Source organism: Streptomyces sp. NPDC057280, from assembly GCF_042668605.1.
Lineage (GTDB): Bacteria > Actinomycetota > Actinomycetes > Streptomycetales > Streptomycetaceae > Streptomyces.
This window is the reverse complement of sequence record NZ_JBHUYR010000006.1, coordinates 390,229-404,312: the sequence shown is the minus strand read 5'-3', so window position 1 is coordinate 404,312 and position 14,084 is coordinate 390,229. Positions and strand designations below refer to the sequence as shown.

The following is a 14,084-nucleotide window of genomic DNA, read 5'->3' as shown; positions in this document are numbered from 1 at the left end:
GGCTCCTCACTCCCTCAGCGCGGTGCCGGTCAGATGGAGGAAGACCGCCTCCAGGTCGGGTTCGTCGATCTCCACGCTGCGGATGTCGACCTGCTGTTCGTGGGCGAGGTCGAGGAGGTCGGGCAACAGGCTGCGCGCGTCCTTGACGACCAGTTCCACCACCTCGTCGTGGTCGCCGGTGCGGGCCGCGCCCTCGACGCGGGCCAGGTTCCGGCAGGTCTCCGCGTACGCGGTCAGGTTGCCGGCGGCGGACAGGCGGATCCGGTCGCGTTCGGCGACCAGCGCCACGAGTTCGCGCGGGCTGCCCTCGGCGACGAGTCGGCCGCGGTCGATGATGCCGACCCGGTCGCAGAGCCGCTCGGCCTCCTCCATGTAGTGCGTGGTGTAGAGGACGGCCATGCCCTCCTCGCCGAACCGTGTGACGCTCTCCAGGATCGCGTGCCGGCTCTGCGGATCGACGCCGACGGTCGGCTCGTCCAGCACCAGCAGCGTCGGTGAATGCACAAGGCCGGCGCCGATGTTGAGGCGTCGGCGCATCCCGCCGGACAGCGAGTCCACCCGGTCGCCGGCGCGGTCGCGGAGTTCGATGAGGTCGAGGACCTCGTCGACGCGGCGCTCCAGGGCGCGGCGGGAGAGCCGGTACAGGCGGCCGAAGAAGCGCAGGTTCTCCCGGACGCTGAGGTCCGGGTAGAGGGCCACGTCCTGCGGGACGAAGCCGATGAGCTTCTTGGCCGGTCCGGCGGCCGTGGTCACCGCCAGGCCCGCGACGCGCACCGCCCCGGCGTCGGGGCGCAGCAGCCCGCAGGCCATCCTGATCGTCGTCGTCTTCCCCGCGCCGTTGGGGCCGAGCAGGCCGTACGTCTCGCCCGGCGCGATGCGCAGACTCACGTCGTCGACGGCGGTGCGGTCGCCGAACCGCCGCACCAGGTGCGCGCAGTCGAGCACGGCGTCCGGGGTGCCCACAGGGGCGTCCATGGCATCACCTCAGGGAGAGGGCGGAATGGGTCAGGGGGCGAGGGAGAAGTAGTTCTCCTCCTCTTGTTTGAAGTGCAGGCGCAGCACGGTGTGCAGGCCGTACAGACAGGCCCGCAGGTCGCCCAGCTGCTCCGGCGTCAGGCAGCCGTCGGGTTCCGCCAGGGCAAGATGCGTGGCGATGCGGTGGGCGAGGCGGTCGATCTCGGCGTGGGCACGGCTCATCGGGGCTATGACCTCCGGGCCGCCGAGCGTCGGTGCGAGCGCCGGGTAGAGCTGGTGCTCCTCGGCGTGCTCGTGCGGCAGCAGGCGCTCGGTGAGCAGCCGGTGCACCTCGGCCACCGGGGCCAGGGCCTGGGGGTCCGGGCCGTCGGAGAGACGGTCGGCGGCGGTGCGTACGGCCTCCAGCACGTCCTGGAGGTCGTCGTGTTCGGCGGCGAAGCGGTGGATGAGCGACTCCGCGGACGGGGTGAGCGCCGGCCCGGCCGACCTGTCGTCGCGCAGGGCGCGCAGCGCGTTGAGGATCACCACGGCGTCGATGCCCTCCTGGAGCAGCGCGCCGACGGCCGGCGCCAGCAGCCCGGCCGCGGCCGCGGCCATCGCGGCGAGCGACAGCAGCATGCCGCCGAGGGCGCTCTGCACGGCGATGCGCCGTGACCGTACGGCGATGGCGACCGCGTCGGCCAGCCGGTCGACCCGGTCCGTGGTCAGCACGATGTCCGCCGCCTCGGAGGACGCCGTGGAGCCGTACGCGCCCATGGCCACGCCGATGTCCGCGGCGGCCAGGGCGGGGGCGTCGTTGGCGCCGTCGCCGACCATCACGGTGACCGCGCGGCGGCGTTCGGCACGCACCGCGTCGACCTTGTCGGCCGGGGAGAGCCCGGCCCGCACGTCGTCGAGCCCGAGGACGGCACCGACCTCGCGGGCGGGCTCGGCACGGTCACCGGTGAGCATCACCAGCCGCCCGATGCCCGCGGCCCGCAGCCGGCGCAGGGTGCGCGGCGCGTCGTGGCGGAGCGGGTCGCGCAGCAGAACGGCGCCGACCGGACGGGAGTCGACGGTGAGCCAGACGACGGTCGCACCGTCGAGGAGGGCCCGGTTGTCGGCAGCGCGCGCCCAACCGGGCTGGTCGGCACGGCCGTCCAGCCGGCCCACGTTCATCCGCCGGCCCGCGACCGTGCCGACGGCGCCGCGGCCCGGCTCCTCCGACACGTCCGCAGGCACCGACAGCCGCAGCCCTCGCTCGCGGGCGGCGTCCACGACGGCCCGGGCGAGGACGTGCGGCGAGTACTGGTCGAGCGAGGCCGCGAGCCGCAGCACCTGGGACGGCTGCCAGCCGGGCGCCGCCACCACGTCGAGCACCCGCGGACGGCCCACGGTGAGGGTGCCGGTCTTGTCGAGCAGCAGGGTGCGGGCACGTCCGAGGTTCTCCAGCGCGCCGCCGTCGCGGACCACCACGCCGAGCCGGGAGGCCCGCGACAGCCCGGAGACGACGGCCACCGGCGCGGCCAGCAGCAGCGGACACGGCGTGGCGACCACCAGGACCGCCACCGCCCGCACCGCGGAACCGCTCACCAGCCACGCCAGCGCGGCCACCGCCAGCGTCAGCGGCAGGAAATAGGCCGCGTACCGGTCGGCCAGCCGCACCACGGGCGCCGACTCCGCCCCGGCGTGCCGGGCCAGCCGGACGATCTCGGCGTACGTGCTGTCCTGTGCGGTCGCCGTGGCGCGCAGTTCGAAGGCGCCGCCCGCGTTCACGACACCGCTGCGCACCGGATCGCCCGACGGCCGCTGCACCGTCAGGGGCTCGCCGGTGAGCATCGACTCGTCGAGCTCCGCCACGCCGCCCACCACACGTCCGTCCACGGGGACGACCTCACCGGGACCCACGACCAGCAGATCACCGACGGCGACCTCGGCGAGCTCCACCGTCCGCACGTCCGTGCCGGTGCGGAGCCGGGCGGTGCGCGGCGCATGCTCCAGCAGGGCGCGCAGATCGCGCGACGCCCGCTGCCGCGCCGCGGCCTCCAGGGTGCGGCCGGTGGCCAGCATCAGGGCGATCAGAGCACCGGCCAGGTACTCGCCCACGGCCAGGGTGCCGCCCAGGGCCAGCACCGCGATCAGGTCCACGCCCGCCCGGCCGCGACGCAGCGTCTCCAGGACCCAGCCCACCGCCGGCACGACGGCGACCACCGTGCCCAGCGCCCAGCACAGGTCGGCGAGTCGGTCGGCGCCCGCCAGCCGGAAGATCCCGCCGACCGTCAGCGCCACGGCCGTGTCGGCGAGCAGCATCGCCTCGACTGCCGGCACACGGGACAGGGCCGTTCGTAGCCGGAGCAGCCGGTCGCGCCAAGGGGTGCGGTCCATGACGGTCCTCCCCGAGTCCATCGGAGCTCAGTCGTGCGGCACCACGGCGACCGGGCACGGCATGTGGTGCAGGGCCGCGTGGGCGACGGGCCCGAGCTTCCACGGCAGGCGGGACGGGTGCCGACGTCGGCCCACCACCGTCAACCGGCTGCGGGCGGAGGCGGCGAGCAGCACCTGGGCCGGGGCACCCCGGGCGACCCGCTGCTCAAGCGTCACGTCCGGGAACTTCTCCCGCCACGGGGCGAGTTCGGCGGCGAGCCGGCCGTGCTCCGCCGCCTGCCAGGCCTCGTCGCCCGGTTCGGTCAGCGCGTGCGGATGCGTCATCAGCGAGGACATCGGCAGTGCCCGTGCCGCGAGCACGCGTGCTCCGTGGAGCTGGGCGGTGGTGAGGGCGAACTCCAGCAGGGGAGCGATGGTCGGTCCGTTGTGCTGCACCCCGACGACGATGTCGCCCCGGACGTCCACCGGTGGCCGCCATCCCTCGGGGACGGCGGGGTCACCGGCGCGGACGACCACGGTGGGGCACCGGGCCAGCCCCAGGACGTGCAGGCTGATCGAGCCGAGCAGGAAACTGGCCACCGAGCCGTGGCCGCGGGAGCCCAGCACCAGCAAGGACGCCGTCTCTCCGACGTCCAGCAGGGCCTGGGCCGCCGGCTCGGACACCAGCTCCGTGGTGACGGTGAGTCCGGGGTGGCGATGCAGCAGCTCCGCCTCCATGCGCTGCAGCACCAGACCGCCGTAGCGCTGCTTGCTCAACGCCTCCTGCGCGACGGGCACGTTCAGCGGCTGGGTGGTCCAGGAGTGGAGCAGCAGCAGCGGGAGGCGCCGGTCCACGGCCTCGCGGGCGGCCCACCACGCGGCGGTCACGCTCGCGGGCGATCCGTCCAGCCCTACGACGACAGGTCCGGTCATGACACACCTCCGGTTGTCGGCGCGGCGCCCCGTGCCGACGCTGCCGCGCGCGTGCTCCCCCTCCTCTCAGCGTCCGAGCACGGCACCGGGCGGGCGAGGGCCGGATGGGGCGCTCCGGAGGCCCGGACGGCCCTGTGCCCGGTGCGGGCCGCGGGACCAGCCTGGAAGCCGGACACGAGGCGAGGACCGCCCGGCGGTCACGGCCGGATGCCCGGCCGTGCGGTGCTGCCCGCGCCGGAGACTGCGCAGAGCACGGAGGAGGGAGCACGATGAACGGTCCTGTCGTGGTCGGCGTGGACGGTTCACCGTCCGGCCTGGCGGCCGTCGCGGTCGCGGCACGCGAGGCCGCGCTGCGCGGCGTGGGGCTCCGGCTGGTGCATGCCTTCGGCTGGCCCTCGGCCCATGTGCCGCCCGCCGTGGCGCCCTGGGACCCGGCTCCCGCCGGCGTGCGCGCGCTGGTCGACGGCACGCTCACCGAGGCCGAGCGCCGGGCCCGCAAGGCCGCGCCCGGGATCGACGTGCGGCGCGAAGTCGTCGTCGGCGAACCGGTGATGGTCCTGGAGAGCGAGTCCCGCACGGCGTCGCTGGCCGTCGTCGGCAGCCGGGGCCACAGCCGTTTGGGCAGCCTGCTCCTCGGCTCCACCGCGGGGCATCTCGCCGCGCACGCCGCCTGCCCCGTGCTGGTGGTGCGCGGCCGGCCCGAGCCGGCCGCGCCGGTCCTCCTCGCCGTCGACGGTTCCCCCGCGTCCCGCGGCGCCGTCGAGTTCGCCTTCGCGCAGGCCGCCCTGCACGGCGTCGACATGATCGCCCTGCACGTGTGGAACACGCACACCGAACGCGCCTACGACGGCTGCGGCGACCCGCCCTTCGTGACGTACGACGAGGACCGGCTCCGCGACGAGGAGCAGCGGGTGCTCGCCGAGGCCCTGGGCGGGCTGCGGGAGAAGTACCCCGACGTCGCCGTCCACCCCAGGCTGGTGCGCGGCCGGGTCCGGCACAGCCTCATCGAGGCGAGTGCGGAGGCGGGGCTCGTCGTGCTCGGTGCGCGGGGCCGCGGCGGCTTCGCCGGGCTGCTCCTCGGCTCGGTCAGCCAGGCCCTGCTCCACCACGCCGACTGCCCGGTCGCCGTCGTCCGAGGGGCGGAGGAGCGGCCGTGAGCGCCCCCTCGACCGTCCCGGCCCTTCCCGAGGTCCACCGACTGGACGCCGTGGAAGCGGCCGCCCGCCTGGGCGTGGACACGGCGAGGGGCCTGAGCACGCCGGAGGCAGCCGAACGCGCGGCCGTCTTCGGGCCGAACCGGCTGGCCGAACCGGCCCGGCGGCCCGAATGGCTGAAGTTCCTCGACCAGTTCCGCAACTGGCTCATCGGCATCCTGCTCATCGCCGCCGTCGTCGCCGGAGCCATCGGGGACATCAAGGACGCCCTCGTCATCACCGTCGTCCTGCAGATCAACGCCGTCCTGGGCTACCTCCAGGAACGGCGCGCCGAGCGCAGCCTTGAGGCGCTGCGCCGCATGCTCGTGCCCACCGCGCGGGTCCGCCGCGACGGTGCGGAACGGATCGTCGAGGCGCACACCCTCGTCCCCGGTGACGTGGTCCTGCTGGAGGCGGGCGACCGGGTACCGGCCGACGGACGGCTGACCGTCGCCGAGTCGGTCGAGGTCGCCGAGGCGGCCCTGACGGGCGAGTCCCAGCCGGTCGCCAAGAGCACCGCCGTGACCGGGCCGGTGCCCCTCGCGGAGCGCACCGGCATGCTCTTCATGAACACGGCCGTCACCCGGGGCCGCGCCGAGATGATCGTCACGGCCACCGGCATGCGCACCCAACTCGGCGCGATCGCCGAGGCGTTGCGCACCGGGCCCGAACCGGCGAGCCCGCTCCAGGTGCAACTGAACAGCCTGGGACGCCGTTTGGCGCTGCTCAGCGGCATCGCCGTCGCCCTCTACGCGCTCGTCGCCCTGGTCGAGGGCGAGTCGCTCGCCGACATCGCGCTGCGGGCCGTGGCCCTGGCCGTCGCCGCGATCCCCGAGGGCCTGCCCGCCGTGCTGGCGCTCACCCTCGCCCTCGGCGTCCACCGGATGGCCCGCCGCGGGGCCATCGTCAAACGCCTCGCGTCCGTGGAGTCGCTCGGCTCGGCGACGGTCGTGTGCAGCGACAAGACCGGCACGCTGACCCTCAACGAGATGACCGTACGGGCCCTGTGGACGGCCGGGCGGCTGCACGAGGTCACCGGCGAGGGATACGGCACCCAGGGCACCGTCCACGGTGCCGAGGGCCGCGGCGGCCGGCTGCTCGACGCGGTCCTGCCGTTCGCCCTCTGCAACGACGCCCGCCTCACCGGCGACGGCTACGTCGGCGACCCCACGGAGGCCGCGCTCGTCGTCCTCGCCGCGAAGGCGGGCATGGACGCGGACGGACTGCGGGCCGAGCTGCCGCGCACCGGTGAACTGCCCTTCGACGCGGCCACGAAGTTCATGGCCACCTTCCACACCGCCCCCGACGGCCGCACCCGTGTCCACGTCAAGGGCGCCGTGGACGTCCTGCTGGAGCGGTGCACCGAGATCCTCACCGGGGACGGCGTGCGCCCGCTGGACGCCGGCCGGCGGGCCGAGGTCCTGGCCGTCACCGCCGAGCTCGGCGGCTCGGGCCTGCGGGTGCTCGGCGCGGCCACCGCGGTCACCGACGGCCCGCCGGAAACGACGGTACTGCCGCCGCTGACCCTGGTGTCGGTCGCCGGGATCGCCGACCCGCCGCGCCCCCAGGCCCGGGACGCAATGGCGCTGTGCCGCTCGGCGGGCGTCGCCGTGAAGATGGTCACCGGCGATCACGCCGACACCGCGGCCGCGATCGCCCGCGAACTGGACATCACCGGGGAGGTCGTGACCGGCGCCGAACTGGACCGGATGACGCAGGAGGAGCTCGCCGCCCGCATCGACGGCATCGGCGTCTTCGCCCGGGTCGCCCCGGAGCACAAGGTCGTGATCGTGCGGGCCCTGTCGAGCCGCGGGCACATCGTGGCCATGACCGGCGACGGCGTCAACGACGCGGCCGCGCTGCGGGCCGCGCACATCGGCGTCGCGATGGGGCGCGCGGGCACCGACGTGGCCAAGGAGGCCGCCGACGTGGTCCTCACCGACGACGACTTCTCCACCATCGTGCGGGCCGTCCGCGAGGGACGGGCCATCTACGACAACATCGTCAAGTTCGTCCGCTTCCAGCTCGCCACCAACATCGGCGCCATCCTGACCCTGCTCGGCGCCTCGCTGGCGGGCCTGCCCGCCCCGCTGACCGCGGCCCAGCTGCTGTGGATCAACATCATCATGGACGGGCCGCCCGCGATGGCCCTGGCCGTCGACCCGGCCCGCGACGACGTGATGCGGCACCCGCCCCGCGACCCGGCCGAACGCATCCTGGACGCCCGTCGACTCACCGCCATCACCCGGGCCGGTGCCGTCATGGCCCTCGGCACGGTGGGGCTGCTCGCCCTGGCCCGCGACCGGGTCGGCACGGACACGGCGCTGACCATGGCCTTCACCACGTTCGTGCTGTTCCAGCTCTTCAACTCGCTGTGCGCTCGCGCGGACGACGGCCCCCTGCTGGGCCGCCACCAGCTGCGCAACCGCACCCTGTGGCTGTGCCTGGCCGGCATGCTCGCGATACAGGTGGTCGCCGTCCACGTGGCGTGGGCGCGCACGGTGTTCGGCACGGTTCCGCTGGACGCGGGGCAGTGGGCGCTGTGCCTGACGACGGCGGCGACCGTGGTGCCGGTGGAGCTGGCCGCGCGGGCGGCCCGGCGGCTGGTGGGGCGCGCCTGAGAGAACGGCCGGTCAGCGGGCCCAGTGGTCCTCCGCCGCCTCCGGATGCCCCAGATGCGTGGCGAGGACCGCCGCCTGTACCCGCCGCTGCACACCGAGCTTGGCCAGCAGCCGGGAGATGTGGTTCTTGACGGTCTTCTCCGACAGGTACAGCCGCTTGCCGATCTCCCGGTTGGTCAGACCGTCGCCGATCAGCGCGAGGATCTCCCGCTCGCGCAGGGACAGGCCCGCCAGTTCGGGTGCCTCCTCCGGGACCGCGACGGGCTCGGTGCGCAGTGAACGCATCAGGCGGGCCGTGGTCGCGGGATCGAGCATCGACTGGCCGGTGGCGACCGTGCGCACGGCGGACACCAGGTCCGAGCCCTTGATCTGCTTGAGGACATAGCCGGACGCGCCGGCCATGATCGCGTCGAGCAGGGCTTCCTCGTCGTCGAACGACGTCAGCATCAGCACCGCCAGCTCCGGCATCCGGCTGCGCAGCTCACGGCAGACGGTGACGCCGTCGCCGTCCGGCAGCCGGACGTCGAGAACGGCCACGTGCGGGCGTACGGCCGGGGCGCGGACCAGCGCGTGCTCGGCGTTCGCGGCGTCACCGACGACGGAGATGTCCGGCTCGGCGTCCAGCATGTCCGCCACGCCGCGCCGGACGACCTCGTGGTCGTCGAGCAGGAAGACACGGATCGGGTCCTGTGCCGAAAAGGTGCGTGTCTCGGTCATGTCGACCCCTGATTTCCCGGTGAGTGACGGACTGCGGGGTGTCCCGTGACACCGATCGTCACCCGCCGGGCCCGACTGCGCCAGGGCCGACCGGCCCCAGTCGCGCGCAGGATCAGTGAAGATCCGCTTGCTCGCCGTGGTCGAGCCGGAACTCGATGTCCACGACCCCCTCCACCGCCCGGGCCAGCCGCGCCGCCACCGGGACCAGGGACGTGTCACGGACCCGGCCGCCCAGCCGCACGACACCGTCGCGGACCTCGACGCGCACCGCGTCCGCCTGGGTCGGGAACAGATACGCGACGACCTCCCGCCGCACCTCCTCCGCGATGTCCTCGTCGCTGCGCAGGAACACCTTGAGCAGATCGGCCCGGCTGACGATCCCGGTCGGCCGGCCCTCGGCGTCGACGACGGGCAGCCGCTTGACCCTGGCCCGTGCCATCGTCCGCGCCGCCTGCGCCAGCGTCACGCCGGGCGTGACGGTCAGGGCGGGGGAGGTCATCAGCTCGCCGGCCGTCACCGAGCCGGCCTTCGCCAGGTCGGCCAGCCGGCGCAGCTGGGTGTACCGGTCGGGGTCGCTGTCGCGGAACTCCTCCTTCGGCAGCAGATCGGCCTCGGAGACCACCCCGACGATCCGGCCGCCGCCGTCCACCACGGGCAGCGCGCTGACCTTGCGGTCCTGCATGGTCCGCACGATGTCCTTGAAGGCGGCATCGCGGTCCACGCAGGCCACGTCGCGCGTCATGACGTCACTGACGATGTGCGGTGCTCCGGACACAATGACTCCTCGGTACGAGATCGGTGCGGGACGCAGGTCAGCGCAGTCCGCCGCTGCCGTAAGGGGCGTACAGGTCGAGCAGCCGGGTGCGGGCCGCCTGCAGGCGATGGGCGACGACCTCCCCGACCCACCGGGCGATGGTCCGGCCGAACTCGGGGTCGTCCTCGCACAGCCGGCGCACGGCGGCCGCGTCGAACTCGTAGGCCCGCAGCGGCGACGCGGTGCCGGCGCCCAGATGCCAGACGTACGGCGGGAACAGCCAGGACCAGCCGACGAGTTCGTTGTGTCCCAGGGACTCGATGACCGCGGCGCGGCGGCCCGGCACCCGGATGTCCAGGTCGACCGTTCCGGTGCGGACGATCCAGAACCGGTCGGCGTGGGAGCCCTCCTCGAAGAGCCGGACGCCCTCGGGGAAGGAGACCTCACGGCCGATCCCCATCAGGCGGTCGCGGTGTGCGGCAGGCAGCGCCCGCGGCATGCTCGTCGTTGCGGGTGCGTTCATGGCGTGCCTCCAGAGGGTCGTGTGCCGCACGGACCCGGGGACGGGGAGCCACGGGCGTCCGGGACGGCATACGGAGCTACCACCACCAGCGTGGCCGTCCGCGCACTCCCGGACCATGGGCCACCCGGCCCCGTCGCAGGGCCGGCCGGCGCTGCGTCGATGCCCTTCAGCACCCTGCGGACGGGGTACGGGACGCCGTTCGATGGGCACCAGCTCCAGCGGCCCCGGATCGAGGAGTCCAGCCATGCGCATCGTCGTCGCCCTGGGCGGCAACGCCCTGCTCCGCCGCGGCGACCTCCCCCACCGTCCCAAGGACGTGGGAGGGGTCCCCATCGACGCGGACGTCCAGCGGGCGAACGTCGTCCGCGTCGCGACCGCCATCGCGGCCCTCGCCCATGAACACGACCTCGTCATCACCCACGGCAACACCCCCCAGCTCGGCCTGCTGGCCAGCGAGAGCGTGGCGGACCGGTCGCTCGTCGAGCCCTACCCGGTGGACCTGCTCGGCGCGCAGACCCAGGGCCTGATCGGCACCCTCCTGGTGTGCGGCCTGCGGGACGCGCTGCCCGGGCGGCGGGTCGTCGCCCTGCTCACCCACACCCAGGTGCGGGGCGACGACCCGGCTTTCGAGCGGCCCTCGGAACCCGTCGGGCCGGTCTACCCGGACAAGGTCGCCGACTTCCTGGCGGCCAAGCACGGCTGGGCGATGGCCAGGACACGGGGCGGCCGGCGGCGGGTGGTCCCGGCACCGCAGCCCGAACGGGTGCTGGAGTGCGACACGGTCCGGGTGCTGCTGGAGACGGGCAGCGTGGTGGTGTGCGCGGGCGGGGGCGGCGTACCCGTCGTCTCCGACTGGGCCACCGGGGCGATGCGGGGCGTGGAGGCGGTCGTCGACAAGGACCTCGCCGCCGCCCGGCTCGCCGAGGACGTGAAGGCCGACTTCCTGCTCGTCCTCACCGACGTCCCCAACGTCTACGCCGGCTACGGCACCCCCGACCGGCGGCCGGTGCTCGACGTCACCCCCGCCGAACTCCGTGCCGCCGCCTACGACACCGCCTCCATGGGGCCGAAGGCGGAGGCCGCCGCCCGGTTCGTGGAGAACACCGGTCAACTGGCCGCGATCGGGGCGCTGGACGCGGCGTACGAGATCGTGCACGGGCGCTCGGGAACACTGGTGCGGCCCGATCTGCCGGGAGCCTGACCGGGGTTCAGCGCGCGGCCGCCCAGGTCCGGTAGGCCGCCACGGCCGTCGGCAGCGTCGGGAAGATCAGCTCCCGGCTCACCGACTCGACGAGCCCGTACGCCTCCAGGTCGTCCAGCAGATCCTGCTTCACCCGGGCCAGGGCGAACACGACGCCGCGGCGGGCGAGTTCGCGCCGCAGGTCGTCGACCGCGTCGAGGGCGGTGATGTCGACTTCGACGTTCGCCTCCGTGTTGAGGACGAACCAGTGGACGGGTTCGGTCTGTTCGTCGACGGCGGCCAGGGCCCGGCGGTGGAAGTCCTGGGCGTTGGCGAAGAACAGCGGGGAGTCGTAGCGGTAGATGAGCAGCCCCGGGATGGTGCGGGCCGAGGGGTAGTCGTCCACGTCGTGCATGCCGGCCAGCCCGGGCACCAGCCCCTCCACCGCGTCGTGCGGCCGGGCCACCCGGCTGAGCAGCTCGGCGACCGAGAGACCGACGGCGACCAGCACGCCGTACAGCAGATCCAGCGTGAGCACACCGGCCAGGCAGCCGAGCGCCAGCAGCAGTTCGCGGCGCCGGAAGGAGGCCAGGCGCGCGAAGCCCGCCAGGTCCATCATGCGGACCGCCGCGTACGCCACCAGCGCGCCGAGCACCGCCGACGGGGTGCGGGTCAGCAGCGGGCTGAGGAACAGCAGCACGGCGAGCACCGCCACCCCTGCGACCAGGGAGTACGCCGGGCTGCGGGCGCCCGCCGAGGAGGCGAGGGCGGTGCGGCTGGCGCTGCTGCTGACCGGGAAGCCCTGCAGAAAGCCGGAGCCGACGTTGACCGCGCCGAGCGCCAGGAACTCCTGGTCGGCGTCGAGGCCCGGGCCGGCCTCGTCGCGGGGGTCGAAGGCGCGGGCGGTGAGGATGAAGTCGGTGTAGGCGACCAGCAGGACACCCAGGGCGGGCAGCACCAGCCGCGGCAGCTCGGTGAGGTCGGGGGCCGCGACGGAGGGCAGGCCCGAGGGGACCTCGCCGATCACCTTCAGGCCGTGGGTGTCGTCGAGGTCGAAGACGGCCACGATCGCGGTGCCCAGGACCACCGCGAGCAGCGGACCGGGAACGGTGCGGAACAACCGGGCCACGGTGAACAGGAACGCGAGCGCGACGGCGGAGAAGATCGTGGTGGCCGGGTCGAGCTGCTGCGAGTCACCGAAGAAGGACCACAGTTTCGGGAAGAACCCCTCGCCCGACGTGTCGACGCCCGTCAGCTTCGGCAGCTGGTCCACGATCATGATCAGGGCCACGCCCGCCAAGTACCCGATGAGGACCGGGCGGGACAGCAGATCGGCGACGAAACCGAGGCGCAGCAGCCGGGCCGCCAGGCACAGCAGGCCGACCGTCACCGCGAGGGTCGCGGCCAGCGTGGCGTAACGGTCCGGGTCCGCGCCCGCGAGCGGTGCCACCACGGTCGCCGTCATCAGCGCCGTCGTCGACTCCGGGCCCACCGACAGCAGCCGCGACGAACCCAGTACCGCGTACAGGCCGAGCGCGGGCAGGATCGCCCACAGTCCGGCGACCGGCGGCAGCCCGGCCACGCCCGCGTACGCCATCACCTGAGGCACGAGATAGGCGGCCACGGTGACCCCGGCCAGCAGGTCCCCGCGCCACCAGGCCCGGCGGTAGCCCGTGAGGGCGGCCAGTCCGGGCGCGAGGCTGCGCCATCGCGGGGCGCGTCCGCCCGAGCCGTGTGACATGCGGTTCCCTTCGCCGGGTGCCTTCAGGTTCGGCGACAGTACGCCCTGCCGGAAAGGGACCTTCAGACCCTCGCCCGCAGGTGGGCCGTTCGGCCTCTCGCGGGGACCTGCGGCCCCTGCTGCACCGGTGTCACCCGGCGCGACGCTGAACACAGACACCGACAGGAGGCAGAACCATGGTGCGCACCGTTGTCGCAGGTCTCGACGGCTCCTCCGAGAGCCGGGCCGCCGCCGAATGGGCGGCCCGCGAGGCGAAGCTGCGCGGCCTGCCGTTGAAGATCGTCAATGTCTGGGAGCCCGTCCCGGACCCCATGGCCCAGGCCCCGCTCCTCGGCGCGGAGACCCAGCAGCACTGGAGCGAGCGCATTCCCCGCGAGGCCGCCGAGGGGCTGCGGCTGCGGCACCCCGGTGTCGAGGTGACCGTGGAGCAGCTGACCGGCAGTGCCGCCGAGGTCCTCACCAAGAGCGCCGAGGACGCCGAGCTGCTGGTCCTCGGCTCGCGCGGGCTGAGCGGGATCGGCGGATTCATGGTCGGCTCGGTCGGCCTGTCCGTCATCGCCCACTGCGAACGGCCCGTCGTCCTGGTCCGCGCCGGGGAACAGGCCGCTGACGAACACGAGGCGGACCCTGCCGGCATTCCGTCGGCCGCCACCCCCTTCAAGCCCGTCGTCCTCGGCCTGGACCCGCACAGCCCCGACGACACCGTCATCGGCTTCGCCTTCGAGACGGCCGCCCGGCGCGGCACCGGCCTGCGGGCGGTGTACGGCTGGAACCTGCCGCCGTACTACGTCTACGGCCTGTCCGCCGACCCGTACCTGCACGACGAGATCGCCCGGCAGCAGGCCACGGCCCTGACCGAGGCACTCAAGCCCTGGCGGCAGAAGTACCCGGACGTCGAGGTCGCCGAGGCACCCGCCTCCGGCAGCCCCGGCAACCGGCTGGTGGACGCCGCCCGCGACGCCTGCCTGGTCGTCGTCGGCCGCCGCATCCGGCGCAGCCCGGTCGGCGCACACATCGGGCCCGTCGCCCACGCCGTCCTGCACCACGCCACCGCGCCGGTCGCGGTCGTCGCCCACAACTGACCGCACGAACAGAGGAGTTGAC

Annotated in this window: 11 protein-coding genes; 4 read left to right on the top strand and 7 right to left on the bottom strand. The window is 74.2% G+C overall.

Features of this window, described 5'->3' with window-relative positions; translation table 11 throughout:
* Positions 1-6 precede the first annotated feature (6 nt).
* The 3 genes from ACFUO4_RS31885 to ACFUO4_RS31875 are packed head-to-tail and all read right to left on the bottom strand — an operon-like array spanning position 7 to position 4,251.
* Entirely contained in the window at positions 7-975 is a 969-nt protein-coding gene (locus ACFUO4_RS31885; protein ID WP_383491380.1) for an ABC transporter ATP-binding protein, read from the bottom strand.
* A 30-nt stretch (positions 976-1,005) separates the two neighbouring features.
* Positions 1,006-3,339: a heavy metal translocating P-type ATPase gene (locus ACFUO4_RS31880; protein ID WP_383491378.1), complete on the bottom strand. Its 2,334-nt coding sequence runs from the start codon at positions 3,337-3,339 to the stop codon at positions 1,006-1,008.
* A 27-nt stretch (positions 3,340-3,366) separates the two neighbouring features.
* Complete coding sequence (locus tag ACFUO4_RS31875) at positions 3,367-4,251, bottom strand: universal stress protein (protein WP_383491376.1); 885 nt, start codon at positions 4,249-4,251, stop codon at positions 3,367-3,369.
* 269 nt (positions 4,252-4,520) lie between these two features.
* On the opposite strand from ACFUO4_RS31875, the gene ACFUO4_RS31870 reads away from it, so the two are divergent.
* Both ACFUO4_RS31870 and ACFUO4_RS31865 read left to right on the top strand, forming a co-directional pair.
* Positions 4,521-5,408, top strand: a complete 888-nt coding sequence (locus ACFUO4_RS31870) for a universal stress protein (RefSeq protein ID WP_383491374.1) — start codon at positions 4,521-4,523, stop codon at positions 5,406-5,408.
* Positions 5,405-8,065, top strand: coding sequence for a cation-translocating P-type ATPase (locus ACFUO4_RS31865; RefSeq protein ID WP_383491372.1), 2,661 nt, complete (start codon positions 5,405-5,407; stop codon positions 8,063-8,065). Before ACFUO4_RS31870 ends, ACFUO4_RS31865 begins: the two co-directional genes overlap by 4 nt.
* A 12-nt stretch (positions 8,066-8,077) precedes the next feature.
* Here the strand turns inward: ACFUO4_RS31865 and ACFUO4_RS31860 are convergent, their stop codons facing one another.
* The 3 genes from ACFUO4_RS31860 to ACFUO4_RS31850 all read right to left on the bottom strand — a co-directional run bounded on the left by ACFUO4_RS31860 (position 8,078) and on the right by ACFUO4_RS31850 (position 10,059).
* Complete coding sequence (locus tag ACFUO4_RS31860; protein ID WP_383491370.1) at positions 8,078-8,782, bottom strand: response regulator; 705 nt, start codon at positions 8,780-8,782, stop codon at positions 8,078-8,080.
* A gap of 112 nt (positions 8,783-8,894) precedes the next feature.
* Positions 8,895-9,557 carry a CBS domain-containing protein gene (locus ACFUO4_RS31855; RefSeq protein ID WP_383491368.1) on the bottom strand — a complete coding sequence of 221 codons (663 nt, stop codon included), beginning with the start codon at positions 9,555-9,557 and terminating at the stop codon, positions 8,895-8,897.
* A gap of 37 nt (positions 9,558-9,594) precedes the next feature.
* Entirely contained in the window at positions 9,595-10,059 is a 465-nt protein-coding gene (locus ACFUO4_RS31850) for a cyclic nucleotide-binding domain-containing protein (RefSeq protein WP_383491366.1), read from the bottom strand.
* A 244-nt stretch (positions 10,060-10,303) separates the two neighbouring features.
* On the opposite strand from ACFUO4_RS31850, the gene ACFUO4_RS31845 reads away from it, so the two are divergent.
* Positions 10,304-11,260 carry a carbamate kinase gene (locus ACFUO4_RS31845; RefSeq protein WP_383491364.1) on the top strand — a complete coding sequence of 319 codons (957 nt, stop codon included), beginning with the start codon at positions 10,304-10,306 and terminating at the stop codon, positions 11,258-11,260.
* Between the two features lie 7 nt (positions 11,261-11,267).
* Here ACFUO4_RS31845 and ACFUO4_RS31840 read toward each other — a convergent pair whose 3' ends face one another.
* The gene (locus ACFUO4_RS31840) at positions 11,268-12,980 is read right to left on the bottom strand and encodes a SulP family inorganic anion transporter (protein ID WP_383491362.1); all 1,713 of its coding nucleotides are present in this window, start codon (positions 12,978-12,980) and stop codon (positions 11,268-11,270) included.
* A 176-nt stretch (positions 12,981-13,156) separates the two neighbouring features.
* On the opposite strand from ACFUO4_RS31840, the gene ACFUO4_RS31835 reads away from it, so the two are divergent.
* Positions 13,157-14,062 carry a universal stress protein gene (locus ACFUO4_RS31835; RefSeq protein WP_383491360.1) on the top strand — a complete coding sequence of 302 codons (906 nt, stop codon included), beginning with the start codon at positions 13,157-13,159 and terminating at the stop codon, positions 14,060-14,062.
* Positions 14,063-14,084: the final 22 nt, after the last annotated feature.

Bases quoted from the DNA above. Each gene is read 5' to 3' on its own strand.
- ACFUO4_RS31885 (WP_383491380.1), bottom strand. From the start codon at position 975: ATGGACGCCCCTGTGGGCACCCCGGACGCCGTGCTCGACTGCGCGCAC.
- ACFUO4_RS31880 (WP_383491378.1), bottom strand. From the start codon at position 3,339: ATGGACCGCACCCCTTGGCGCGACCGGCTGCTCCGGCTACGAACGGCC.
- ACFUO4_RS31875 (WP_383491376.1), bottom strand. From the start codon at position 4,251: ATGACCGGACCTGTCGTCGTAGGGCTGGACGGATCGCCCGCGAGCGTG.
- ACFUO4_RS31870 (WP_383491374.1), top strand. From the start codon at position 4,521: ATGAACGGTCCTGTCGTGGTCGGCGTGGACGGTTCACCGTCCGGCCTG.
- ACFUO4_RS31860 (WP_383491370.1), bottom strand. From the start codon at position 8,782: ATGACCGAGACACGCACCTTTTCGGCACAGGACCCGATCCGTGTCTTC.
- ACFUO4_RS31850 (WP_383491366.1), bottom strand. From the start codon at position 10,059: ATGAACGCACCCGCAACGACGAGCATGCCGCGGGCGCTGCCTGCCGCA.
- ACFUO4_RS31845 (WP_383491364.1), top strand. From the start codon at position 10,304: ATGCGCATCGTCGTCGCCCTGGGCGGCAACGCCCTGCTCCGCCGCGGC.
- ACFUO4_RS31840 (WP_383491362.1), bottom strand. From the start codon at position 12,980: ATGTCACACGGCTCGGGCGGACGCGCCCCGCGATGGCGCAGCCTCGCG.
- ACFUO4_RS31835 (WP_383491360.1), top strand. From the start codon at position 13,157: ATGGTGCGCACCGTTGTCGCAGGTCTCGACGGCTCCTCCGAGAGCCGG.